Source organism: Ferrovibrio sp. (assembly GCF_046297595.1).
In the GTDB taxonomy this organism is placed as follows: Bacteria; Pseudomonadota; Alphaproteobacteria; order Ferrovibrionales; family Ferrovibrionaceae; genus Ferrovibrio.
This window is the reverse complement of the sequence record NZ_JBKBHT010000005.1, coordinates 1-22,881: the sequence shown is the minus strand read 5'-3', so window position 1 is coordinate 22,881 and position 22,881 is coordinate 1. Positions and strand designations below refer to the sequence as shown.

Below are 22,881 nucleotides of genomic sequence, written 5' to 3'. Positions count from 1 at the left end.
GACCCGCCTGCCTGCCCCTTATGGTGACGCCCGGCAGTTGCCAGCCGCATTTGGAGCGCCTGGCGGAGAGAAAGTGAAATCCTGATGGCGCGTCTGGTCACCGTAGCTGGCCTCGCATTGGTATTGGGTATCCTGATCGGCATCGGCGCCGTGTCGCTGCAGCGCGCGTCCAATGCCCCCGAGGCACGCGCGATCAAGGAACCCGAGCCGGCCGCTGCCATCACGCCCCCGCCCAACGAGCCGACAGATCAGCCGGCACGGATCAAACTGGCCAGCCCAGCCCCATCGACGGCGCCGCTGATCGGAACCATGGCAACAGCCATGGTCGACAAGCTGGCCATTGCCTCGAATGGCAACGTCAAGTTCAAGCTGTATGAACCCAACACGCTGGCACCGAATGCCGAGCTGTTCGACAAGGTGTCGAGCGGCGAGATCGATGCCGTCTGGTCGTCGGCCAATTTTTTCGCCTCACGCGATTCCGCTTTTTGGTTGTTTTCCAGCGTGCCATTCGGTCCGCCGGCCAGTGAATACCTGGCCTGGCTATCGTATGGCGGTGGCCAGCCGCTGATGGACGAGAGCTTCGCCCGTTTCAACATCAAGCCGGTGGTCTGCACCATCCTGCCGCCGGAATCCGGTGGATGGTTCCGCCGCGAGATCAATGCCGCCACCGACCTGAACGGTTTGCGGATGCGCTTCATGGGGATCGGCGCCCGCGTGATCAGCCAGCTTGGCGTCGAGGTCGTGCCGTTGAATGGCGGTGACATATTCGATGCCTTGCAGACCGGCGACATCGACGCGGCTGAATTCTCCCTGCCCGCGACCGACCTGCGTTTCGGGTTCTACAAGGCGGCGCAGAATTTTTACTTCCCCGGCTGGCACCAGCAGAGTTCGCTGATCTCGTTACTGATCAACATGAAGGTCTGGGAAGGCCTGAGTGACGCGCAGCGCGGCCTGATCACCAGCGTCTGTGGCGATACCGTGCGCGAGAGCCTGGCCGAGGGCGAGGCCCAGCAGGTGAAGGCCTTGCAGGAAATCCGCGCCCGTGGCGTGACGATACGCACCCTGCCCAAGCCGGTGATGCAGGAACTGAAAACCGCCTGGATCAAGGTGGTGAAGGAAGAGAGCGCCACCAATCCGGAATTCAAGAAAGTCTGGGAATCCTACCAGAGTTTCCGCCAGGCCTATGCCGAGTGGCGGAACCTCGGCTATCTGCCCTGAAGTTCAGGCAGCCAACGAGCGGCGCAACTGCCGCATCCGGCGTTCTACCGAAATATCCAGGGACGCGGTCACTTCCAGGCTGCGGTCTTCTAGTGCATCACCACGCGGATTGGCGCGCCCCCGCGCCTCCACCGCAGCGTCGCGGCGACGGATCAGTTCGACGACCTCGGGCTGGAACAGGCGCAACAGGCCATTCAGCCAGCGATTCACATCTGGCGCCGGCCAGCCGTGACGCAATTCAAAACGATCCAGCATCGCGATCAGGTCGCGCGCCGAATACCAGGTCTCGTCGGTAACCCAGCGATTGACGGTGAACAGCCGGATCGGCTGGCCGTAATGGTCCATCGCCACGGCAACGATATGGGCCAGTGCGCGATGGCCCCGCGGCCAGTGCGGGCCGATCTTTTCCTTCGGCGAGCAGCGGCCGATTCCGGGTTTCACGAAACGAACCGGTTCGAATTTTTCCGGCAAGAGGTGCGGCCGCTGAAAGATGTGGAAATGACCATGCTCGCGGCCATCGTTGCGATGAGCATGATAGTAATACTGCGCTCCCGTCTGCGGATCGAATACATCCCCGGCCGGATAATGCCTCTGTTCGTAGAAATCCTCTTCGCCGCGCAGCAATTCAGCCACCAGGTTGCTGCGGCGGGCCGCCAGCGCCTGCTGGATCCGCAGCACCTCGTTCCCGGCTGCAACCATCGACTGCAACCGGCCATGACCCAGATTGGCCATCATGTTCATCTTCAGCCGAACTCCCGCTCCGCGAGGACATTTTTTGCGTCCAGGCGGGGCAGACTAAGCAGGCGGCTGTTAAGCGCCGGTAAATGCGGCAACGCGCCGCTGTTGATAGAGCGAGTCGCTATGCTATTTTCCATCCGGCTTCGGGGATTTCGCCGCGCCGTAAAGGCGTATACGTTCCCGGACGGACCAGAATCACGCGAGGAGCCCCACGAGATGTCGCGAGTCGTTTTTTCCGCCCTTGCCGCCCTGGCGGTTTCATTCACCCTTGCCAGCGGCGCCCAGGCAGCCGGCGACGTCGAAGCCGGCAAGAAGGCTTTCGCCAAATGCCGCGCCTGTCATCAACTGGCGGAAGGCAAGAACGGCGTCGGCCCAAGCCTGCACAACGTTTTCGGGCGCAAGTCCGGCACGGCCGAGGGTTTCAAGTATTCCGATGCCATGAAGGCCAAGGCCGTGGTGTGGGATGAAAAGACCATTGCCGCCTATATCGCCGATCCGAAGGCCTATATCCCTGGCAACAAGATGGTCTTCCCCGGCATCAAGAAGGAAAGCGAAGTGGCTGACCTGATCGCCTACCTGAAGGACGCCACCAAGTAACCGACTGTTTTCTAAGCGGCCTCCTCAGACCGGGAGGCCGCTTTTTATTTTACTCCATTATTTGTGAATATTTGTTATTACATATTGAAATGCTATTTCATTTGAATTCCACAGTCGCAGGCCATATATTCGGTCTATGTCCACCGCCAATGACATGATCCTGAATTCCCCCGCAGCCGTTGTCACGGCCCAGACCGTGCTGGCCTGGCTGGCGGCCGGAGAGGCCGTGCTGATCGATGTGCGCGAGCCGGACGAATACGCCGACGAATACATCCCCGGTTCGGTACTGGTACCGCTTTCCAGCCTCGATCCGGCGGCCCTGCCGGCCGCACAAGGCAAGCGGCGTGTGCTGCAATGCCTGACCGGCAAACGCTCGGCCACCGCGCTGACCCGCCTGGCGGCTCAGGGTGTCGAGGATCTGTTCCATCTTGAAGGCGGCCTGCTCGCCTGGAAGATCGCCGGCGGCGAAACAGTCGAGGCCGATGAGGCCGTGGCGGCCTGACAGGCGCCCTTCCGCCCTTTTTCCCTCCGCTGCGCTTGGTTAAGGTCGTTTTCCGAAGATGGAGGAACGATAATGCCTGTGCATGGCCCCGATGTGGTGCTGAACAATCCCGCCTATATCCACGACACCGCGCAGATTTACGGCAAGGTGCGGCTGGAGGAAGGCAGTTCGGTCTGGATCAATGTCGCCATGCGGGCCGAAAATTACGAGATTGTCGTCGGCGCCTATACCAACATCCAGGACTTCTCGATGCTGCATGTCGGCAGCCAGACCGGTACCTATATTGGCGCGCATTGCTCGATCACCCATCACTGCACCATCCATGGCTGCACCATCGGCGACAACTGCCTGATCGGCATCGGCTCGACCATCATGGACGGGTGCGTGATCGGGAATAACTGCATCATCGGCGGCCATACCTTCCTGAAGGAAGGCACCGTGATCCCGGACAATTCGGTGGTGGTCGGCAGCCCCGGAAAGGTGATCAAGACCCAGAATAATTACGTACGCTGCCGCCTCAACGCCTGGCTGTATTACCGCAATGCCCTGGCCTATCGACAGCGCCAATATCGCGACTGGGACCAGTCCGACATGGCGCGGGCCGTGGGCCAGGAAATTGCCCGCCTGACCGAGGAACTCAAGGCCCTAGAGGCGGCCGGACAGGCCTGATCGCAGCATGACCCGCCTGCGCAGGATTTCCCCCGCTGGCCCGTATAGGGGACATGGGAGAAATCCCGGCCCCCGTTTCGTCGGCCAGAGCAGGAATTATCCGGATGCTTGCTTCCATCGCACTACCCCGCCCAGATGCTTTTACGGGCGTGTTGCCAACGACCCTGTTGTCCATACCGCTGCGGCGGAATGAGACCGTGCAGGATATCGACGCCGCTCTGATGCTGCGGGTCGCCAACGGCGACCATGCCGCCTATCGCCTGCTGGTCGACCGTTACCTGCGCCATGCGGTGACCATGGCCTATCGCGTGCTGTTCGACCGGGCCGACGCCGAGGAAGTCGCGCAGGAGGCCTTCCTGCGCGTCTGGCAGCATGCCAGCCGCTGGCGGGCCGATGGCGGCGCCAGTTTCAAGACCTGGCTCAATCGCGTGGTGGTCAATCTGTGCATCGACCGCAAGCGCAAGCCGGGCATGGCCGCACTGGACGACCAGCCCGAACCGATCGATGAAGCGCAGCCCAATCCCTACCAGGCGCGTCTGGCCGCCGAGACCGGCGACCGCGTCACCGCAGCCCTGGCCAGACTGCCGGAGCGGCAGCGCGCCGCCATCCTGCTCTGCTTCTGGGAGGGCGAGACCAACATCACCGCCGCCCAGAGCTTGGGAATCAGCGTCGGCGCCCTGGAATCCCTTCTGGTGCGCGCCAAACGCAGCCTGCGCGACGATCTCGGCGCGACCTTCGGCGCCACGGAATGAGTCTGGAGTGAAATCATGGATCTCGACCGCTTCACCCACCTGATCGATGCCTATGGCGCCGATATCGAACATTGGCCGGCGCGTGACCAGGCAGCGGCTGATCGCCTGCTGGCGGCGTCATCGGAAGCGCGAGAATTGCAGCGCGCGGCCCTGCGTTTCGATAATCGTCTGCTCGCAGCCACGCTTCCCGAGATCGAGCCGAGCGACGACCTGCGCGCCCGCATCTTTGCCCAGGTTGCCGCCCTGCCCGCCACCGCCGTCGCCACACCGCCCGGATGGCGCGCGCAGATCGCCGAAGCCCTAGCCCTGCTGTTCCCCGCCGGCCGCGCCATGCCACAACTGGCCACGCTGGCGCTGGCGCTGTTCATCGGCATCGGTGCGGGACTGAGCAATTTCTCCTTGATCGACACGCAGGAAGTCGAGTTGGTGGCCGTGCAATTGGCCAGCACCGCACCGCTTCTGTACGAGGAATAAGAATCATGGCCGACCCAAACATCACCCCGCCTCCGGCTGCACCGGCGCCGAAGTCGCGTATCAACCGCTGGCTCGCCATCGGCCTGATCGCCTCGGTGGCGATCAACCTGGCTTTCGTCGGCTGGGGCGCCGTGCGCTTTGTAAAGTACAGCCGCTGGATGGACCGCGACCGCGCCCATATCGAGGAGCAGTTCGCCCGCCGTCTGCCCGACGATGCTGGCAAGGCTTTCCGCAAGGCGTTCGAAAAAGCTCACAAGGGTAATGCTCTCACCCTGCGCGACATGAGCCGCGAGCTGGGCACCGCCCTCGCCGCCGAACCTTACGACCGCGCCAGACTGGAAGCCGCCCTGCTTGAACATCGCCGCCGGCTGGATCAGCTGCAGCAGGGCCTGCAGGCCGGACTGCTGGCCGCGGCCGATGCCATGACACCGGAAGAACGAGCTAAGCTGGCGCAACGGCTCATGCGGCATGGCCCGCCCATGCCGCCCCCGCCGGATGGCCCCATGGGAGGTCCGGGTGGTAGCCGCCATATGGATGGTCCGCCGCCGCACCGCCTGCCGCCGCCACCACAGGACTGAACCAACCCGAACCATGCCGGCCGGCTTGTTTCCGCCGGCCGGCATCGCTAGCGTGAGCGCTTTCCCTGCTGTCTACTGGGGGCGTTCATGCTCAATGTCGTCATCACCGGCGGAGCCGGTTTCATCGGCCAGAAACTGGCGCAGGAACTGCTGAAGCGCGGCAGCCTGACCGGCCCGAGCGGCAAGCCTGAACCGATCCATCGCATCACCCTGTTCGATACCGTCGAAGCAGCGGGTCCTCAGGACGAGCGCATCGTCTGCATGGCCGGCGATATCGGCGACCATGGCGAAGTCCTGCGCCTGATCGGGCACAACACGCACTCGGTGTTCCATCTGGCCGCCATCGTCTCGTCCGGTGCCGAGGCGGATTTCGAGGGCGGCTATCGCGTCAATCTCGAAGGCACCCGCTATGTGCTGGAAGCCTGCCGCGCCATCACCACCCACACGCCACGCATGGTCTTTGCCTCCTCCGTCGCTGTATACGGCGGCGATGGGTTGCCAAAGACAGTCACCGACGAAACCGCGCAGCGACCGACCACGTCTTACGGCGTGCAGAAGCTGACCGGCGAATTGCTGATCAACGACTACAGCCGTAAAGGCTTCGTCGATGGCCGCGCCATCCGCCTGCCCACCATCATGGTGCGACCGGGCAAACCGAACAAAGCCGCATCCACCTGGGCCAGTTCGATCATACGCGAACCGCTGTCGGGCGTGGATGCGACCTGCCCGGTGCGGCCAGACTCGCCCATGGCCTGCCTGTCGCCGCGGCGCACGGTGGATGCCTTCATACGGGCCCATGACCTGCCCGGCGAGAGCTTCGGCAAGGACCGCACGCTGCTGCTCAGCGGCATCCGCGTCACTGCCGGCGAAATGGCCGCCGCAGTCGAACGCAACAAGGGCAATCGCAGGATCGGTTCGATTCACTGGCAACCCGATCCGGCGATCCAGAAGATCGTGGATGGCTGGCCGGGAGAAACGCGTTCGGCCCGTGCCGCTACCCTGGGATTCACCACAGACGCCTCCATCGACGAGATCGTGCAGGGTTTCATCGCCGACGACCTCGACAACCAGATCAAAAGCCTACAGTCCAACTAAGCAAGAAAGCGTACCTCCCCATGACCAAACCCAGTGCAGAAGCCCTTGCCATGGTTCGCCAGCTCATCGAGATGCCGACGGTGAGCCGCGACTCCAATCTGGCCCTGATCTACTGGATCCAGGAACACCTGCAATCGCTCGGCGTGGAAGTCACACTGGTCTATGACGACAGCCGCAAGAAGGCCAATCTCTACGCCACGCTGGGGCCGCAGGACAAACCCGGCATCGTGTTGTCGGGCCATACCGACGTCGTGCCGATCGACGGGCAGGAATGGAATACCGATCCCTTCACATTGACCGAAAAGGATGGCCGCCTGTACGGTCGCGGCACTTCTGACATGAAAAGCTTCGTTGCCGTGGCGCTGTCCTACGCGCCGAAGTTTCTGGCGCAGAAACTGGAAACCCCGATTCATTACGCCTTCACCTATGACGAGGAAGTGGGCTGTCTGGGCGCCAAGAAACTGATCCAGGTATTGAAGGACATGCCGGTGAAACCCAAAGCCTGCATCGTCGGCGAACCGACCGAGATGCAGGTGATCGCCCAGCACAAGGGCAAAAAAAGCTGGCGCGTGGATGTGCGCGGCTTCGAATGCCATTCCTCGCTCACGCATCTGGGCGCCAATGCCGTGGAAGCCGCCGCGGAGCTGATCGCCTTCATCAAGGGGCTGGCGCGCAAGAAGCGCGAGCATGGCCCATTCGACGGCGAATTCGCGCCACCCTATACCTCGCTGCATACCGGCACTGTCAATGGCGGCACTGCGCTGAATATCGTGCCGAAGGACTGCAGCTTCCTGTGGGAAATCCGCTACCTTCCGCAGGACGATGTGGATGCCCTTTACGCTGAGGTGGTGGCCTATGCCAAAAACAAGCTGGAGCCCGAACTGAAGGCCATCGACCCCAGTTGCGGCTTCACCTTCACGCAGATTTCCGAATTCCCCGGCCTGGCCACCGACGATCGTGCGGGCGTGGTCGAACTGGCCAAAGCCCTGACCGGCGCCAACCGCGTGCAGAAGGTAGCCTTCGGCACCGAGGCCGGCCTGTTCTCGGAACTGGGCATTCCCACGATTGTCTGTGGCCCCGGCTCGATTGAGCAGGCGCACAAGCCCGATGAATTCATCGCACTGGAGCAGATCGCCCTCTGCGAAGCCTTCATGGCCCGCCTGCTGGAGCGCGTGAAACAGGGTGGTGCCGCCCTACCCGTCTGATTACCCGCGCCATCATGGTATTGCGGTACCATGATGGCGTTCATGTCGCCTTATTGGCGGCTGGTCTTTCCTGGTTGGCGAACCCATAATTCGGTATGGTTCCGCACCCCAATATTGCAGCGATTGACGACATCCTGGCTCGAGCACACAGCAATGTGGTGCGCGATTTCCTGCACTACATGCGGCAAATCCATCCGCTTGACCGTCTGCCGGCACGCCATGATTTCGATATGGCCGCAGTGTTGCATCTGCTGCCCAACATAGTGCTGGTGCAGGTGGAGCGCCAACCGGCGCCGCAGCCCGCGCGGTTTTTTGTGCGTGTGGCCGGCGAGGTCGTGCTTGAAGCAGCGCTATCGCCGATGATGAACCGTTATATCGACGAGATCGTCGCCACCAACACGCACCTGTCGGGCCAGCCTGCCAATGTGATACTCGATGTGCGCCAACAGGTACTGCAGACCGGCGTGAGCTACTATTGGCATGGGCCGCCGCGCATGAAATTCCGGCACGACTATGCAGATCTGGAATATGTTCACTGCCCGCTGGCCGACGATGGCATCATCATCGACCGTATCATTTCGGTGTTTTACTACCACGGCGCCAGAGACTGAACTCGGCGCTGCTCACCAGCGGGTGAACCGCACCGCAGCCAGCGTGGCCAACCCATAGATCATCATCGCCCCGCCGGCCAGCGCGAACAGCGTCCAGACCGGAGCGGCCTGCATGGTCAGGAGCCAGCCGCCCAAAGCCACCAGAGCCAGACGAAGCGTGCCGGCCAGAACCGGCCCCACCAGTCTGCCTGCGCCCTGCGATGCGAAATACAGGCACAGGCCGAGGCCGAAGAATGGAAAACCGGCGCCGGCCGCGATCAGATACTGCCGTGCCGCCGCGATCACGGCGGCATCTTCGGTGAAGAGGCCCGACCAGACATCGGGCAGCAGGATAACGATCAGGCCGATCACAGCCAGGATGCCGAAAGCCAGGCTGCCGGCGGTCCAGGCCACGCGACGGGCACGCGGCACGTCACGGGCACCAATCGCCATGCCCACCATCGGCACACTGGCCACGCCAACCGAGAAGGCAATCGGGATCAGCATGAATTCAAGCCGCGCCCCAATGCCATAGCCGGCCAATGCCACGGTGCCGAAACGCGCCACCAATCCGGTGAAGATCAGGATGGTCAGCACGGTCTGCAGTGACGACAGGCTGGCCATGGCACCGACCTTCAGGATGTCGGCGAACATTTCCCTCCGAGCCTCGAAACTGCCGGGGCTGAGGCGCAGCCGGGCATGACCCGCCAGCAGATGCCAGGCCAGATACAGCGTGCCGAGGCTGAAGGCGATCACCTGCCCGAGCGCGACTCCCATCATGCCAAGCCGCGGCACCGGCCCCAGCCCGAGGCCGAGCGTGCCGCCGATCATGATCTGCAATACGGCAACGGCCAGGCCCAGGGCGGACGGCACAGCCATATTGCCGCTACCGCGCAACACCGACGACAGCGTATTGAACAGCCAGACCGCGATGGCACCGGAAAATACAGTGTTGGAATACAGCACGGCCTGAGCCAGCGTATCGCCGCGACCACCCAGCAACCGATAGATCGCCGGCCCCAGCAGCCAGAAAAAGGCCGTGAAAAGCAAGCCGGCGCAAACCGCGATCACCACGGCATGCAGCGCCAGGGCATTGGCGCGGACGATATCACCGCCGCCCAGCGAACGCGCAATGGCCGACGACACGCCGCCCCCCATCGCGCCCGCCGAGGTCATCTGCATCAGCATGATCATCGGAAATGCCAGCGCCATCGCGGCCAGTGGTTCGACACCCAGCAGGCCCACATACGCCGTCTCGGCAATCGCAGCCAGCGCGGTGGCCCCCATCGCCACCGTGTTGGGCAGGGTGAGTTTCAGCAGGGTCGGCAGGATCGGCGCGGCCAGCAGTTTTTCCTGCACAGGCGGTGGCGGGCGGATCGGCTGCACGAAGGGGCGTGGATCGGCAGCGACAGGGCTCTGCTCGTTCATGCTTCCACCTGATTCAGGCGGGCCTGCAGACTGACGCGGGCCGATTGCAGGATACGGTCGGACAAATCTCCGTCACTCACCGCGCGGGCCAGCGCCACGGCGCCGGCCATTTCGGCCAGCAGTGCCATGGCGAAAGATTCGGCATCGAATTCTTCGCGCGCCGGCAGATGCGCCACGAACCGCGCCACGATGCCGCGCAGGCCCTCGTCGAAGGCGGCCCGGCTTGCCGCATCCAGACGGGCGACATCGCTGGTCAGCGCCGCCAGCGCGCAACCTCCGCCCACATTGTCGCGATGCGAGGGCGAGACATAGGCATCGATCCACAGACGCAGGGCCTCGATACCCTGCCTGTCGGCCGTACGGGCGAAAAAGCGTTCCCGTCCCTGCCCGAACATCGTGGCAATGGCGGCGGCGACCAGATTGTCCTTGGATTTGAAATGCGCATAAAAACCGCCATGGGTCAGGCCGGCCTCACGCATGATTTCCAGCACGCCCACGCCCTGTGGGCCCTGGGCCCGGATCGCGCTGGCCGCCGCGCGCAGAATCCTCTCCCGCGTGGCCTGGCGGCGCGGGGTTGGAGCGAGTTGAAGTCCGGTCTGATTCATCGTTAGTCAGGCATAATATGATGACAATCATCATATTATGCTCGTGAATTTTGCTTAGTGTCAAAAAATGTCTATGCGCCGTGAGATTAGCAGGCCGCAAAAATCACTCTATCATATTGATATATAATAAATATTTTATAATCGACTCGCTATTAAAGAAACCTCGCAGCCATCCACTTGGAAAATGATGTAATACTTCCGTCGAATTTACGTCTGCGCGTAGCCTTTCCGCCGCAACCAACCAGACGACGCGTTCCCATTCCATGGATAATAGTCGGACATCCCTCCTCCAGAGGCTGGGCCAGATTCTCGCCGGGAAGGACGAGCCGCCACCGGCGCCCCGTCGGCGCGAACCTGCCGATGCGGGTCCGCAGGGCCTCACTGGCCTCGGCATCACGCCCGGCAAGATTGCCGCCGGTTCGCTGCAACTGATTGGCCTCTCAGGCATCCGGGCTGCGCTGGGCGAGCGCTGGGAACAGCGCAGCGAACAGATTTTCCGCCTGATCGAAGGCATATTCCGGCGCCGCCTGGATCTGACCGATGCCTATTACAGGGTGGATGACGAAAACTTTCTGATCCTGTTCACCCGCCTGCGGCAGCGCGAGGCTGAGTTCAAGGCCCGCATGATCGCCGAAGAGATCGAGAAACTGATCGTCGGCGAGGAATCGACCGTCCATGAGATCGCCGTGGTTTCGCGCGTGGCCGAAATCAATCGGCAATTCGTGCTGGAAAAGGTCAACTCGCTGGATGAGTTGATCGAGCATGTGCGGGTCAGTGCCGACGCGGCGGCCCGGGAGCACTCGGTCATGGAAGGGGGCGCGGAGTCGGAGTTTGCCGACATTCCCGAGCTGAACCAGGATTTCAGCACGCTGTTCCATCGCACCAGCACCGAAGACTACCTCAAGCAGTGCAGCGCCAACTTCCGCCCGATGTTCAATACGAAACGTCGGGTATTTTCGTCGTTCCTGACCAGCGTCACCAGCAAGCGCACGGGGCGAATGGTGCTGGTCGATGACGATCCGCTGCTCGACAAACCGGAAGAGTTGCTGCCCGCGCTAGACCGTTTCACGCTTGGCGCCGCCCTGCTCGGCCTGCAACGCATGATCAGCGCCAACCTGCAGACCAAGCTGGTGGTTCCGATCAGTTACGACACACTGAGCATCAGCCGTCTGCGGGAACAGTATTTCGGCCGCCTGCGCGAGGTGCCCGACGGCATCCGCACCTTCATCGCCTTTGCCGTCACCAATCTGCCGGTCGGTATGCCGGCCAGCCGGCTGGGCGACCTGGTATCCTACCTCCGGCCGCTATCCTCCCTGCAGGTCGCGCATGTGGCAGCTGACGTTAAACTTGTGGACATTTATGCCGGCACCGGCTGCTACGGCCTGAGCACGGAAATACCTGCCGACCAGCACGATGCCGCCCGGCTGCAGACCGACATCAGCAATTTCGCGCGCCGCGTCCACCTGCATCGTAACGTCGCGATCCTCGCCAACATCAACAACCGCGACGATCTGCGCATGGGCGTTGCGGCGGGTTTCGATATCATCTGGGGCGACGCGGTGAGCGGCATGGTCGCCACCCCGGGCCTGCTGGATGGCTTACGCAGCGATCACATTCCGGGTTAGCATCACATGCCCACAGCCGACCGGCCGCACATAACCATTGTTTATTGCACGCAGTGCCAATGGTTGCTGCGCGCAGCCTGGATGGCGCAGGAACTGCTTTCCACCTTTGGCGATGATCTGGCCGAAGTCGCCCTGCAGCCGGGCACGGGCGGCATATTCGAAATCCGCTACGACGACGACACGATCTGGGAAAGGAAGCGCGACAATGGCTTTCCGGATGTAAAAACGCTCAAGCAGATCGTGCGCGACCGTCTCGATCCCCAGCGCGATCTCGGCCATATCGACCGTTAAGCGGCAGGAGGAAGCGTGGATACTTTCGCCACTCTGCCCCGCGTCAGCCTAGAGATCGGCCACGGTCGTATCGCCGACATTCCGGACGACCGCCTGCAGATGCTGGCGCGCTACTGGTTTTCCCGGGCACGGTCCGGCGAGGTACCGCTGCGCGCCGATATCGATCCGCTCGATTTCCCTGCCCTGCTGCCCAACGTCATGCTGCTCGACCGCGTCACCGGGCGCAATACCGACGACGACCGTTACCGCTTCCGTCTGGCCGGCACTCATGTCGCACTCTATACCGGTCGCGAATTGACCGGCTGTTATCTGGATGAAGTGCTGCCCGCGGGCTATCTGGACTATGTGCGCCTGCTGAACCGCACTGTGCTGGCGGAATGCCTGCCGGTATACACATCCAGCCTTTATCACGATGAAGGTAATTTCGTGAATGGGATCACCTATCGCCTGGTGATGCCGCTGCGTTATGCAGATTCTGCCACGCCGGATATCATCTTCTTCTGCCAGTTCTGGCAGCGCCGCAAAGATCAGGGCTGTTGGAGCGGCGACTGGCTGGACGCAAAACCCGAGGTCCGGGTCATTCATGCCGATGGGGCGGCAGAAAATTCCGCTTAACGCGTGTTTACCATGTCCTGAAACATTGTGATTTTGCCGATTTCCGCAACATCCCGACGTGCCTGTCGCCGCTAAGTGATGGCATGCGCATTGCTTCTCTGCTGTTCAAAGACAACAGGAGGATGGCATGTCGGTTTCCGGTATCGGCGGTGGCAGCAGCCGGCTGCAGCTGCTTTCATTCGACAGCGAGACGATGGAGCAGTTCGTCGCGCAGGCACGGGCGAAGCGCAAGGAAGCCGAAGGCACCGATCCGCTGAGCCGCCCGGCCTGGCTGAACACGGCGGTCGGCGCGGTCGACGAAGTGGCTGCGACGCAGACGGCCACCGCGACACAGACAGCCGAGGCGGTTGCCGCGACGGCGCCGTCGAAGCACCCCGATGCCACCCAGGATTTTCTCGATTATGCCAAGATGTCGATCCCGGAACGCATCCGGGCGAAATATCTTGAAGAAAATGGCCTGACCGAAGAAGGCCTCGCCCAACTGGACGAGAAACTGCGCAAGAAGATCGAAGAAGAAATCCGCGAGAAGATCGAAGAAGCCGTCAAGCAGGGCACCGGCAAGAGCGCCGGCGGCATCGCCGACATGCTGGTCTGAGCTGTCTAGACGAGATTTTTCCTGAGCGTCAGTGCCGCCGCCACCGCACCAAGGGCGGCGGCAAGCGCCGCCACGCCAAAGGCAGCGGCATAGTCCACACCGCCGGAGACCGCACCGAGCAGCGCGATACCGATGGCAAAGCCGGCCTGCCGCAATGTCGTTGCCATGGCAGACGCCATGCCGGCGCGATCCGGCGGCGCCAGCGCCACCAGCGCGCCCGAAACCTGCGAATTGCTGATCCCTGCCCCGCTCGCCAGCAACAGCATGGCCCCCAGCGCGAACCAGAGCGATGCATCCCTGAGGGCGGCATAGACCAGCAACGCCAGCCCGGCGGTGAGCAGCAGCATGCCGCCGGTGAAATTCACCCGCCAGCCGTATCGCTGGGTTACCCAGACACCGACCGGTGGCAGCGCCAGCATCGGCAACGTGGCGGCCAGCATCGCCAATCCGCTCTGCTCGATATCGAGGCCGAATGCCGCCAGCAGATAGAGCGGCAGATAGATCAGCGTGGCCCAGTAGCCGGCCGACAATGACAGCAGCAGGCTGCCGATGCCAATGGCCTCGCGCCGCCGGAACAATGTCGGGTCGAGCATCGGTTTGGCACGGCGCTGCTGTTGCCGTATCAGCGCGATGCCGAGTGCAAAACCCGCTGCCGCGCCGAACCAGCGCCAGGCCGGCGCGCCATCGCTGTGCAGCAGCGCCTGTACCGGCAGGGCGATGGTCAGCGTCAGCAGAACCACGCCGGTAATATCGAGCGCCCGCCCCTCTTCGTCGCGCGATTCTGCAATCACGCGACGCACCGCCCAGGCGCAGATCGCGCAAACCGGCAGGTTGATCAGGAATATCCAGCGCCAGCCGAATCCTGCGGCGACGAAACCGCCGAGCGTGGGACCCAGCGCCATCGCCGCACCGCCGGTAACGCCGATGATGCCGAAGGCCCGCGCCCGATTTTCCGCGTTCGATATCGGATAAGCCAGCGAGATCGCCGCCAGGCTGCCGGTGATATAGAAGGCGGCGCACAGGCCCTGCAGCGCGCGGGCAAACCACAGCGACGGCCCGTCCCAGGTCAGGCCGCAGAACAGCGACGCCAGCGCGAAGCCGGCATTGCCCAGCACCAGCATACGGCGGCGGCCGAAGCGGTCGGCCAGGGCGCCGGCGGCGAACAATGAACCGGCAAAGGCAAGGCTGTAGGCATCCATCACCCAGGCCGTGGCACTGATGGAGAAACCCAGTTCGTCACGGATGGCCGGCAACACCACGGCGACGACGGTGACATCGAAGTTGACCAGGCTGACCGACAGCGCCAGCACCCAGGCCACGGCCATGGGATGACTGAAGCCAAAGCGGGGCGTGGGTTGTGCGAGATCGGACATGGCACTGCATCGCATGCCGCCGCGCACCACGCCAACGACATCGCTTCACAGCATCATGAATTTCATTCATAATACAACTATGCGCCCCTTGCCGCCCTTCGACTCCCTTGTGGCCTTCGATGCCGTGCTGCGCCATGGCAGCATGACTGCGGCGGCCAGCGAGCTGGGCATCACCCAGAGCGCGGTGAGCCATCGCCTACGCCGTCTCGAAGCCTTCATCGGCACATCCTTGCTGCTGCGGCGTCGCGCCGGTCTGTCTCCGACTCCGGCGGGTTCGGCTTTGGCGGAAGGATTGGGTGATGTGTTCGACAGCATGGCTGGCCTGGGTGAACGTTGCCGCGCCGCGACAACGCCGGGCCGCCTGCGCGTCGGCATCGGCGCGGCGCTGGCGCAGCACTGGCTGGTGCGCCGCCTGCCGGCTTTCGCGCGACGGCATCCCGGCATCGAAATCGAACTGGTCATCGCCACCACCCAGGCGCAGATGAAGGCGCGCAGCGGCGATTGCGATCTGAGCGTGCTGTGGGTCAGACCCGAGGAGGCACGCAACACCAGCACCCAGCGCCTGCTGTTCCGCGAACAGGTCTTCCCGGTCTGCGCACCCTCGGTGCTCAGGAAACCGCTGCGCGATCCGGCGCAGCTCGCAACCCTCCCCCTGCTCTACAAGGGCACCGAGGAGGGCAACACCCCGGAATGGGAATGGAGCATCTGGTTCAAACGGCTCGGCATTGCGGGCAAACCTAAAACCAGCCTGCGGTTCGTCGATATCGGTACGGCTGTCACCGCCGCCATCGAGGGCGGCGGCGTGGTGCTGGCCAGATCCCTGCTGGTCGATGACGCGCTGAAGGACGGCCGGCTGGTCAGGCCGCTGGGGCCCGGCTGGGGCATGCCCTGCAGCAAGGTGCATCTGGTGCGCTGGCCGGCGGCCCTGTCGGGCGACCTGCGGGTGCGGGCCTTCGTGGCCTGGCTGGCGGCCGAAGCCGAGAAAACCGTGGCCGAAGGGGCGCCTGCTACCCCTGCCCCAGCTAAGCTACGGATTCGGCGGGGTTAATTATCCGGCGGGGTAGTAACATGGCTGCCCTGCGCCGCCGTCACTGCGACGCAACAAATCTATCCTTGTAACAATCGGTCGCGCACCGTATATACCCGCCCAACCCTAGCCGATTTAAAGGAATCGCGCCCGGCCGCCTGACCCCAGGATGGACCGGGCCTTTTGTGTAAGCCGCATGGATATCCGCAATATCGCCATCATCGCCCACGTCGACCACGGCAAGACCACCCTGGTTGACGCCCTGCTGCGTCAGTCCGGCTCGTTCCGCGAGAACCAGCAGGTGGCCGAGCGCGTGATGGATTCCAACGACCTGGAGCGCGAGCGCGGCATCACCATCCTGGCCAAGTGCACCTCGGTCGAGTGGCACGGCACCCGCGTCAACATCGTCGACACCCCCGGCCACGCCGATTTCGGCGGCGAGGTCGAGCGCATCCTCTCCATGGTGGACGGCGTGGTGCTGCTGGTGGACGCTGCCGAAGGCCCGCTGCCGCAGACCAAGTTCGTGCTGGGCAAGGCGCTCGGCCTTGGCATGCGTCCGATCGTGGTCATCAACAAGGTCGACCGCCAGGATGCCCGCCCGGTAGAAGTGCATTCCGAAGTCTTCGATCTGTTCGCCGCGCTGGATGCGACGGAAGAGCAGCTCGATTTCCCCTGCATGTTCGCCTCGGGCCGCAGCGGCTGGGCCGATGACAGCCTGGAAGGACCGCGCAAGGATCTGGCTCCGCTGTTCGACCTGATCGTGCGCCACGTCCCGGCCCCGACCGTCGAGCTGAACGCTCCGTTCAAGATGCTGGTCACTACGCTGGAAGCCGACAATTTCCTCGGCCGCATCCTTACCGGCCGCATCTATTCCGGCAAGCTGAAGGTCAATAGCCCGATCCATTCCCTGCGCGCCGACGGCACCGAAATCGAAACCGGCCGCGTCACCAAGCTGCTGGCCTTCCGCGGCATCGAGCGCGTGCCGGTGGACGAGGCCGAAGCCGGCGACATCGTCGCCATCGCCGGCCTGACCACCACCACCGTGGCCGACACCATCTGCGAGCCCGCCGTCACCGAACCGGTGCCGGCCAACCCGATCGACCCGCCGACGCTCGCCATGACCTTTTCGGTCAACAACTCGCCCTTCGCCGGCAAAGAAGGCAGCAAGGTGCAGAGCCGCGTGATCCGCGAGCGCCTGCTGCGCGAGGCCGAGGGCAACGTGGCGATCCGCGTGACCGAAACCGACGAGAAGGATGCCTTCCAGGTCGCCGGCCGCGGCGAATTGCAGCTCGGCGTTCTGGTCGAGGTGATGCGCCGCGAGGGCTTCGAGCTTTCGATCAGCCGTCCGCGCGTGATCTTCCAGAAGGACGAAAACGGCCAGCTGCTTGAGCCGATCGAGGAAGTGCATATCGACGTCGACGACGCCTATACCGGCGTCGTGGTCGAGAAGATGAGCCTGCGCAAGGCCGAGCTGCGCGACATGCGCCCCTCGGGCGGCGGCAAGACCCGCGTCACCTTCCATGCCCCATCGCGCGGCCTGATCGGCTATCACGGCGAATTCCTGACCGACACGCGCGGCACCGGCATCATGAACAAGCTGTTCCACGGCTACGGCCCGCATCGCGGTCCGATCCCGGGCCGCCGCAACGGCGTGCTGATCGCCAACGGCACCGGCGAAACCGTGGCCTATGCGCTGTGGTATATCGAGGAGCGCGGCGTGCTGTTCGTCGATCCGGGCACGCCGGTCTACGAGGGCATGATCATCGGCGAGAACAGCCGCGACAACGACCTCGAAGTCAATCCGATGAAGGCCAAGCAGCTCACCAACATGCGCGCCTCGGGCAAGGACGAGGCCGTGCGCCTCACCCCGCCGCGCAAGATGACGCTGGAACAGGCGATCAGCTATATCGGCGACGACGAGCTGGTGGAAGTGACGCCGAAGTCGATCCGCATCCGCAAGAAGCTGCTCGACCCGAACGACCGCAAGCGCGCCAGCCGCGCTGCCGAGGCGGCTGCGTAAAGCACTTCAGGTTTTCCAGACTACAAAAGGCCGGGTTATCCCCGGCCTTTTTCGTCTCTCTTACTCCGCCACCGCCGCGCAGTAGCGCGTGCCGGAACGCAGCTTCGCGCAGGCCGCCTCGGCCGCCTTCCTGTCGGGGAAGCCGACCAGTTCCAGCCGCGCGAACGAACCCCGCCCCTGTAGCTCGACCCAGGAGACCAGCGGATCATACTGGCCATAGAGTTGCGGATTGGCCTTCAGCAGTTCCTGCCATTCGTTGATCGCCGCCGATTCCGTGCGGTGCGAGGCCAGATGCACGCGCCATGAGCCGCCGGTGACGCTGCCCGGCTCCTTCATGCTGCCGGCCATCTTGGGCGGCTCAGGCATCGCTCCGGTGGCAGCCGCCATCTTCTGCTGCTCGGTCGCCTTGGCCGGATTGTCCGTGGCCGAGGCCGAGGGTTTGTAGCCCGACGGCAGGCCCGGCGCGGCGGCAGCGGAAGGAGCCGTTGCCGTACGGGTCGCCGTCGCGTTGCCTGATGGCGCCGCCGACCGTGCCGGCCGCGTGGCGGGAGGCGGCACAGTGGCCGGCGCAATAGCCGTGGTCGGTGCCACCGACGTGGTCGCCACGGGTTCGGCAGGCTTCTCCGGCTCCTTGTAACCGACCGGCGTCGTGTTGCCCTGGTTGTTGGCGGCGGCGGTGGCCGCGCGCTGGGCGGCCCAGTTCGCTTGCGCCACGCCGCCCTGCATGACTGGAGCTGGCATAACTGGCGCCGGCTGCACAGTCAGCGGCTGTGCCTGTGGCGGCGCGGCTTGCGGCTGGGCCATGGGCTGCGCCATGTGCTGCTGCGGGGCAGGATCGCGCGGATCGATGCCGATATCGCGGCGGATCGCGTTATAGGTGTCGCAACCCGCCAGCAGGCCGGCAAAGACTAAAACCGCGAAGACGTTACGGCAGGACATGGCGGCCTTTCGGGACTCGGCGGAACCCGTGCATTTTACGCTGGCGTGACAGGCACTTCCAAGGCAGAAACAGGGTTAACGGACCGAGGAGGATGCATGCCCGTTATCGAGATCAAGGCCGATGTCACCGGCAAGGTGTGGAAGATCGAGGCCGAGGCCGGCGCCAGCCTGGCCAGCGGCGACATCGTGATGATCCTCGAATCGATGAAGATGGAAATCCCGGTCGAAGCGCCCAAGGCGGGCAGGCTCGCGTCCCTCACCGTCGCCGAGGGCGACAGCGTCAAGGAAGGCCAGGTGCTGGCGAAGCTGGAGGTGTGACCCACCTAGGCGGGATCATCGTGTAGCGGAAAGCCCACGAACCCGATATCCGCATACTGGATTAGTCATTCGGGCCAGCCCATGCCGCTGCTTTCAACTCCACGACAAAGCGCCGCGTGATATTCTCTCGCGGGACAGAAGCTGGCAGCACATAAAGCCGGGGGCGTGGAGATGACCGTCAAGATCATTCTGATTCTGTGCGTGATCGTTTCCACCGGCATGCTCGGTGGCATCGCCAATTACCTGCTCAGCAACAGCCGACCGCAAAGCGATGATCCCGCCGGCGGAACGCCGGCCCTGCAACTGAGTTGGCTCGGCTATGCCTTTCTCGGGATTATCGCTGCCCTAATCGTGCCCCTGTTTCTCAGTCTCGCGCAAAGCTCGCTGCTGGACGATATCATCAAAGCTACCTGCAACGACGAGCCAACGAACGGCGCAGCACAAAGCGCAAACTGCTCGAGCCTGTATGGAAAGCTGTTCATCTTTGCAGGTTTCTGTCTGCTGGCGGCATTCTCTTCCCGCGCCTTCCTTCAAGGCATGTCCGAGAAGCTGCTCAACGATATGAAGCGCTCGGTCGAGAATGCCCAGCGGTCCATCCAGCGGACGAATGAGAAGCTTGACGAAGTATCGGAAAACATAGACTCGCCGCCTCGGCCTACGCCAGATGTTCTGATGGCAGAGGTCAAATCGATCTTTGATACCGATACCTCACTGGAAGCTCCGAGCGCCGACGACAGAAAGATTCTCAAAGCCTTGGCCGCTTCCAGCTTTACCTGGCGCACGCTTGCCGGCACCGCCACTGACAGTGGCCTACCTCAGCCGCTGGTCCATGATCGCCTGAACCGCATGGTCGAACTGACCATGGCCGAGACCCGGATCGGGCGCAAAAGCGGTCGCCCCCTCTATGCCATCACATCGCGCGGCCTGGCAGCGCTTCAGCGCCTCTAAGGTCAGCGGATTGCCTCAATGCCCGCTTTTCGCCAGATGGTCGAATTCGAGCAGCTGTTCGAGGATCGGTTCCAGCCGGTCGAATTCCACCATGTTGGGGCCGTCCGACGGCGCTGAGTCCGGGTCCTTGTGGGTTTCCATGAACAAGGCGGCCACGCCGATCGCCACCGCGCCGCGCGCCAGTACCGGCACGAAGCGGCGGTCGCCGCCCGAGGCCGTGCCCTTGCCGCCCGGCTGCTGCACCGAATGCGTGGCATCGAACACAACAGGGCAGCCGGTCTCGGCCATTATGGGGAGCGCGCGCATGTCGTTGACCAGCGTGTTGTAGCCGAAACTCACGCCGCGCTCGCACAGCATCACATTCGGGTTGCCGCAATAGTCGAACTTCTCGACGATGTTCTTCATGTCCCAGGGTGCGAGGAATTGCCCCTTCTTCACGTTCACCGGCTTGCCGGTCTGCGCGGCGGCGACCAGCAGGTCGGTCTGGCGGCACAGGAAAGCCGGAATCTGCAGCACGTCCACATGCGGCGCCACTTCGCGGCACTGCTCTTCTGTATGCACGTCGGTGATCACCGGCAGGCCGAGCGTTGAGCGAATCTCGTCGAAGACCGGAATGGCGTTTTCCAGGCCGAAGCCGCGGTTGGAACGGATCGAGGTACGGTTGGCCTTGTCGAAGGAAGACTTGTAGATGAAGCTGATACCGAGCTTTTCGGTCAGCTCCTTCAGCGAGCCGGCCATGTCCAGCGCGTGTTCGCGGCTTTCCATGGCGCAGGGCCCGGCGATCAGCGTCAGCGGCAGGTCGTTGCCGATCTCGAATTCACCGACCTTCACATGGCGGATGGGATTGGCTGCTTCGGTCATAACTCTCTCCTGTGCCGTGCCCCTGGCCCATTCTATACGTCATCCCCGGGCTTGTCCCGGGGATCCACGAGTTGCGTATGCGCGCAAAAAAGACGTGGATGGCCGGGACAAGCCCGGCCATGACAATTTCAGAAACCTAAACCAACCGCGACTGGTCCAGCGCCGCCTTCACGAAGCTGGCGAATAGCGGATGCGGCTCGAAGGGCTTGGATTTCAGCTCGGGGTGATACTGCACGCCGATGAACCAGGGATGGTCGGGCAGTTCCACGATCTCGGGCAGCAGGCCATCGGGCGACATGCCGGAGAAGATCAGGCCGCAGGATTCCAGCTTGTCGCGATACTTGGTGTTCACCTCGTAGCGGTGCCGGTGGCGTTCGGAGATCGTCGTGCTGCCGTAGATCTCGGCCACGCGGGAGCCGGGCTTCAAAGCCGCGTCATAGGCGCCCAGGCGCATGGTGCCGCCCAGATCGCCGGCCCTGCTGCGCTGTTCCAGTTCGTTGCCGCGCATCCATTCGGTCATCAGGCCCACGAGAGGCTCATCGGCCGGGCCGAATTCGGTGCTGCTGGCTTTCTTGATGCCGGCCTTGGAGCGGGCATATTCGATCACCGCCATCTGCATGCCGAAGCAGATGCCGAAATACGGCACGTTGCGTTCGCGCGCGAAGGTGACGGCGCGGATCTTGCCTTCCGATCCGCGTTCGCCGAAGCCGCCCGGCACCAGGATGGCATGCACGCCGTCCAGGGCATGCAGGGCGGTTTCGTCCTTCTCGAAAATCTCGGACTCGATCCACTCGATGTTGACGCGCGCGTTGTTGGCGATGCCGCCATGCACCAGCGCCTCGGCCAGCGACTTATAGGCATCCTTCAGGCCGGTATATTTGCCGACGATGGCGATCTTTACCGTGTTTTCCGGCGCCACCACGCGCTGCACCACATTCTGCCAGCGCGACAGGTCGGGTTCCCTGGCCGCATCGAGGCCGAAGCTTTTCAGCACCTGCACGTCCAGCCCGGCCTCGTGATAGGCCAGCGGCGCGGCATAGATGGTGTTCACGTCCAGCGCGGGGATCACCGCCTCTTCGCGCACGTTGCAGAACAGCGCCATCTTCTTGCGGTCGCCCTGCGGAATCTCGCGGTCGGCGCGGCAGAGCAGGATATCGGGCTGGATGCCGATGGAGCGCAGTTCCTTCACCGAATGCTGGGTCGGTTTGGTCTTCAGCTCGCCGCTGGCCGCGATGAACGGCACCAGCGTGACATGGATATAGATCGCCTGGCCCCGGCCCGCTTCCAGTCCGAACTGGCGGATCGCCTCCAGGAAAGGCAGGCTTTCGATGTCGCCCACCGTGCCGCCCACCTCCACCAGCATGAAGTCGGTGCCTTCGCGCTCGGCGGCGATGAAGTCCTTGATGGCGTCGGTGATGTGCGGGATCACCTGCACCGTGCCGCCCAGATAATCGCCGCGGCGCTCCTTGGCGATCACGGTCTGGTAGATGCGGCCGGTGGTGATGTTGTCGGTCTTGCGCCCCGGCACGCCGGTGAAGCGCTCGTAATGGCCAAGGTCGAGGTCGGTCTCGGCACCGTCGTCGGTGACGAAGACCTCGCCATGCTGATACGGGCTCATGGTGCCCGGATCGACGTTGATGTAGGGGTCGAGCTTGCGCAGGCGGACGGAATAACCACGGGCCTGCAGCAGCGCGCCAAGCGCCGCCGAAGCCAGACCTTTGCCGAGGGAGGAAACCACGCCGCCGGTGATGAAGATGTACCGCGTCATGGGCCTCCTGTTTAATCTAATCGCTCGACACAATGAAGGGCTTTGCGCAC

25 protein-coding genes are annotated in these 22,881 nt (G+C 63.4%); 18 read left to right on the top strand and 7 right to left on the bottom strand.

Annotated elements, in window-relative coordinates:
• Positions 1 to 84 precede the first annotated feature (84 nt).
• The gene (locus ACK4FJ_RS13960; protein ID WP_409767320.1) at positions 85 to 1,218 is read left to right on the top strand and encodes a TRAP transporter substrate-binding protein; all 1,134 of its coding nucleotides are present in this window, start codon (positions 85 to 87) and stop codon (positions 1,216 to 1,218) included.
• 3 nt (positions 1,219 to 1,221) lie between these two features.
• Here ACK4FJ_RS13960 and ACK4FJ_RS13955 read toward each other — a convergent pair whose 3' ends face one another.
• A complete protein-coding gene (locus ACK4FJ_RS13955) occupies positions 1,222 to 1,953 on the bottom strand; it encodes a DUF6969 family protein (RefSeq protein WP_409767319.1) in 732 nt (243 codons plus the stop codon).
• 219 nt (positions 1,954 to 2,172) lie between these two features.
• Between ACK4FJ_RS13955 and ACK4FJ_RS13950 the strand changes: the two genes are divergently transcribed.
• The 9 genes from ACK4FJ_RS13950 to ACK4FJ_RS13910 all read left to right on the top strand — a co-directional run bounded on the left by ACK4FJ_RS13950 (position 2,173) and on the right by ACK4FJ_RS13910 (position 8,439).
• Entirely contained in the window at positions 2,173 to 2,553 is a 381-nt protein-coding gene (locus ACK4FJ_RS13950; protein ID WP_409767318.1) for a c-type cytochrome, read from the top strand.
• 136 nt (positions 2,554 to 2,689) lie between these two features.
• Positions 2,690 to 3,055, top strand: coding sequence for a rhodanese-like domain-containing protein (locus ACK4FJ_RS13945; protein WP_409767317.1), 366 nt, complete (start codon positions 2,690 to 2,692; stop codon positions 3,053 to 3,055).
• Between the two features lie 72 nt (positions 3,056 to 3,127).
• Positions 3,128 to 3,724: a gamma carbonic anhydrase family protein gene (locus ACK4FJ_RS13940; protein ID WP_409767316.1), complete on the top strand. Its 597-nt coding sequence runs from the start codon at positions 3,128 to 3,130 to the stop codon at positions 3,722 to 3,724.
• A gap of 53 nt (positions 3,725 to 3,777) precedes the next feature.
• Entirely contained in the window at positions 3,778 to 4,476 is a 699-nt protein-coding gene (locus ACK4FJ_RS13935; protein WP_409767315.1) for an RNA polymerase sigma factor, read from the top strand.
• Between the two features lie 15 nt (positions 4,477 to 4,491).
• Entirely contained in the window at positions 4,492 to 4,950 is a 459-nt protein-coding gene (locus tag ACK4FJ_RS13930; protein ID WP_409767314.1) for a hypothetical protein, read from the top strand.
• Between the two features lie 5 nt (positions 4,951 to 4,955).
• Positions 4,956 to 5,528, top strand: coding sequence for a periplasmic heavy metal sensor (locus ACK4FJ_RS13925; protein ID WP_409767313.1), 573 nt, complete (start codon positions 4,956 to 4,958; stop codon positions 5,526 to 5,528).
• An 87-nt stretch (positions 5,529 to 5,615) separates the two neighbouring features.
• Positions 5,616 to 6,623 carry a D-erythronate dehydrogenase gene (gene denD, locus ACK4FJ_RS13920; protein ID WP_409767312.1) on the top strand — a complete coding sequence of 336 codons (1,008 nt, stop codon included), beginning with the start codon at positions 5,616 to 5,618 and terminating at the stop codon, positions 6,621 to 6,623.
• A 20-nt stretch (positions 6,624 to 6,643) separates the two neighbouring features.
• Positions 6,644 to 7,828 carry an acetylornithine deacetylase gene (gene argE, locus ACK4FJ_RS13915; protein ID WP_409767311.1) on the top strand — a complete coding sequence of 395 codons (1,185 nt, stop codon included), beginning with the start codon at positions 6,644 to 6,646 and terminating at the stop codon, positions 7,826 to 7,828.
• A gap of 95 nt (positions 7,829 to 7,923) precedes the next feature.
• Positions 7,924 to 8,439, top strand: a complete 516-nt coding sequence (locus ACK4FJ_RS13910) for a hypothetical protein (protein WP_409767310.1) — start codon at positions 7,924 to 7,926, stop codon at positions 8,437 to 8,439.
• A 12-nt stretch (positions 8,440 to 8,451) separates the two neighbouring features.
• Here the strand turns inward: ACK4FJ_RS13910 and ACK4FJ_RS13905 are convergent, their stop codons facing one another.
• Both ACK4FJ_RS13905 and ACK4FJ_RS13900 read right to left on the bottom strand, forming a co-directional pair.
• Positions 8,452 to 9,846 carry an MATE family efflux transporter gene (locus tag ACK4FJ_RS13905; RefSeq protein ID WP_409767308.1) on the bottom strand — a complete coding sequence of 465 codons (1,395 nt, stop codon included), beginning with the start codon at positions 9,844 to 9,846 and terminating at the stop codon, positions 8,452 to 8,454.
• Positions 9,843 to 10,451, bottom strand: coding sequence for a TetR/AcrR family transcriptional regulator (locus ACK4FJ_RS13900; RefSeq protein ID WP_409767307.1), 609 nt, complete (start codon positions 10,449 to 10,451; stop codon positions 9,843 to 9,845). Before ACK4FJ_RS13900 ends, ACK4FJ_RS13905 begins: the two co-directional genes overlap by 4 nt.
• A 263-nt stretch (positions 10,452 to 10,714) precedes the next feature.
• Here ACK4FJ_RS13900 and ACK4FJ_RS13895 point away from each other — a divergent pair, with 263 nt between their 5' ends.
• The 4 genes from ACK4FJ_RS13895 to ACK4FJ_RS13880 all read left to right on the top strand — a co-directional run bounded on the left by ACK4FJ_RS13895 (position 10,715) and on the right by ACK4FJ_RS13880 (position 13,577).
• On the top strand, positions 10,715 to 12,076 hold the full coding sequence (locus ACK4FJ_RS13895) for a hypothetical protein (protein ID WP_409767306.1): 1,362 nt from the start codon (positions 10,715 to 10,717) through the stop codon (positions 12,074 to 12,076).
• Between the two features lie 6 nt (positions 12,077 to 12,082).
• Positions 12,083 to 12,367, top strand: a complete 285-nt coding sequence (locus ACK4FJ_RS13890) for a SelT/SelW/SelH family protein (protein WP_409767305.1) — start codon at positions 12,083 to 12,085, stop codon at positions 12,365 to 12,367.
• Positions 12,368 to 12,382: 15 nt separating this feature from the next.
• Positions 12,383 to 12,982 carry a PAS domain-containing protein gene (locus tag ACK4FJ_RS13885; protein WP_409767304.1) on the top strand — a complete coding sequence of 200 codons (600 nt, stop codon included), beginning with the start codon at positions 12,383 to 12,385 and terminating at the stop codon, positions 12,980 to 12,982.
• A 127-nt stretch (positions 12,983 to 13,109) separates the two neighbouring features.
• The gene (locus tag ACK4FJ_RS13880) at positions 13,110 to 13,577 is read left to right on the top strand and encodes a hypothetical protein (RefSeq protein ID WP_409767303.1); all 468 of its coding nucleotides are present in this window, start codon (positions 13,110 to 13,112) and stop codon (positions 13,575 to 13,577) included.
• 5 nt (positions 13,578 to 13,582) lie between these two features.
• On the opposite strand, the gene ACK4FJ_RS13875 is transcribed toward ACK4FJ_RS13880, so the two are convergent.
• Positions 13,583 to 14,950, bottom strand: a complete 1,368-nt coding sequence (locus ACK4FJ_RS13875) for an MFS transporter (RefSeq protein WP_409767302.1) — start codon at positions 14,948 to 14,950, stop codon at positions 13,583 to 13,585.
• Here ACK4FJ_RS13875 and ACK4FJ_RS13870 point away from each other — a divergent pair.
• Both ACK4FJ_RS13870 and typA read left to right on the top strand, forming a co-directional pair.
• Positions 14,949 to 15,998 carry a LysR substrate-binding domain-containing protein gene (locus ACK4FJ_RS13870; RefSeq protein WP_409767301.1) on the top strand — a complete coding sequence of 350 codons (1,050 nt, stop codon included), beginning with the start codon at positions 14,949 to 14,951 and terminating at the stop codon, positions 15,996 to 15,998. The genes ACK4FJ_RS13875 and ACK4FJ_RS13870 overlap by 2 nt on opposite strands.
• A gap of 175 nt (positions 15,999 to 16,173) precedes the next feature.
• On the top strand, positions 16,174 to 17,997 hold the full coding sequence (gene typA / locus ACK4FJ_RS13865) for a translational GTPase TypA (protein WP_409767300.1): 1,824 nt from the start codon (positions 16,174 to 16,176) through the stop codon (positions 17,995 to 17,997).
• A 60-nt stretch (positions 17,998 to 18,057) separates the two neighbouring features.
• Here the strand turns inward: typA and ACK4FJ_RS13860 are convergent, their stop codons facing one another.
• Positions 18,058 to 18,936, bottom strand: coding sequence for an SPOR domain-containing protein (locus ACK4FJ_RS13860; RefSeq protein WP_409767299.1), 879 nt, complete (start codon positions 18,934 to 18,936; stop codon positions 18,058 to 18,060).
• Positions 18,937 to 19,032: 96 nt separating this feature from the next.
• Between ACK4FJ_RS13860 and ACK4FJ_RS13855 the strand changes: the two genes are divergently transcribed.
• Together ACK4FJ_RS13855 and ACK4FJ_RS13850 are read left to right on the top strand one after the other, a co-directional pair.
• Positions 19,033 to 19,254, top strand: coding sequence for a biotin/lipoyl-binding carrier protein (locus ACK4FJ_RS13855; RefSeq protein WP_409767298.1), 222 nt, complete (start codon positions 19,033 to 19,035; stop codon positions 19,252 to 19,254).
• A gap of 171 nt (positions 19,255 to 19,425) precedes the next feature.
• Positions 19,426 to 20,202 (top strand): YEATS-associated helix-containing protein, encoded by a 777-nt coding sequence (locus tag ACK4FJ_RS13850; protein WP_409767297.1) that lies wholly within the window; start codon positions 19,426 to 19,428, stop codon positions 20,200 to 20,202.
• Between the two features lie 15 nt (positions 20,203 to 20,217).
• Here the strand turns inward: ACK4FJ_RS13850 and kdsA are convergent, their stop codons facing one another.
• A complete protein-coding gene (gene kdsA / locus ACK4FJ_RS13845) occupies positions 20,218 to 21,063 on the bottom strand; it encodes a 3-deoxy-8-phosphooctulonate synthase (protein WP_409767295.1) in 846 nt (281 codons plus the stop codon).
• Positions 21,064 to 21,199: 136 nt separating this feature from the next.
• On the bottom strand, positions 21,200 to 22,831 hold the full coding sequence (locus ACK4FJ_RS13840; protein ID WP_409767294.1) for a CTP synthase: 1,632 nt from the start codon (positions 22,829 to 22,831) through the stop codon (positions 21,200 to 21,202).
• Positions 22,832 to 22,881: the final 50 nt, after the last annotated feature.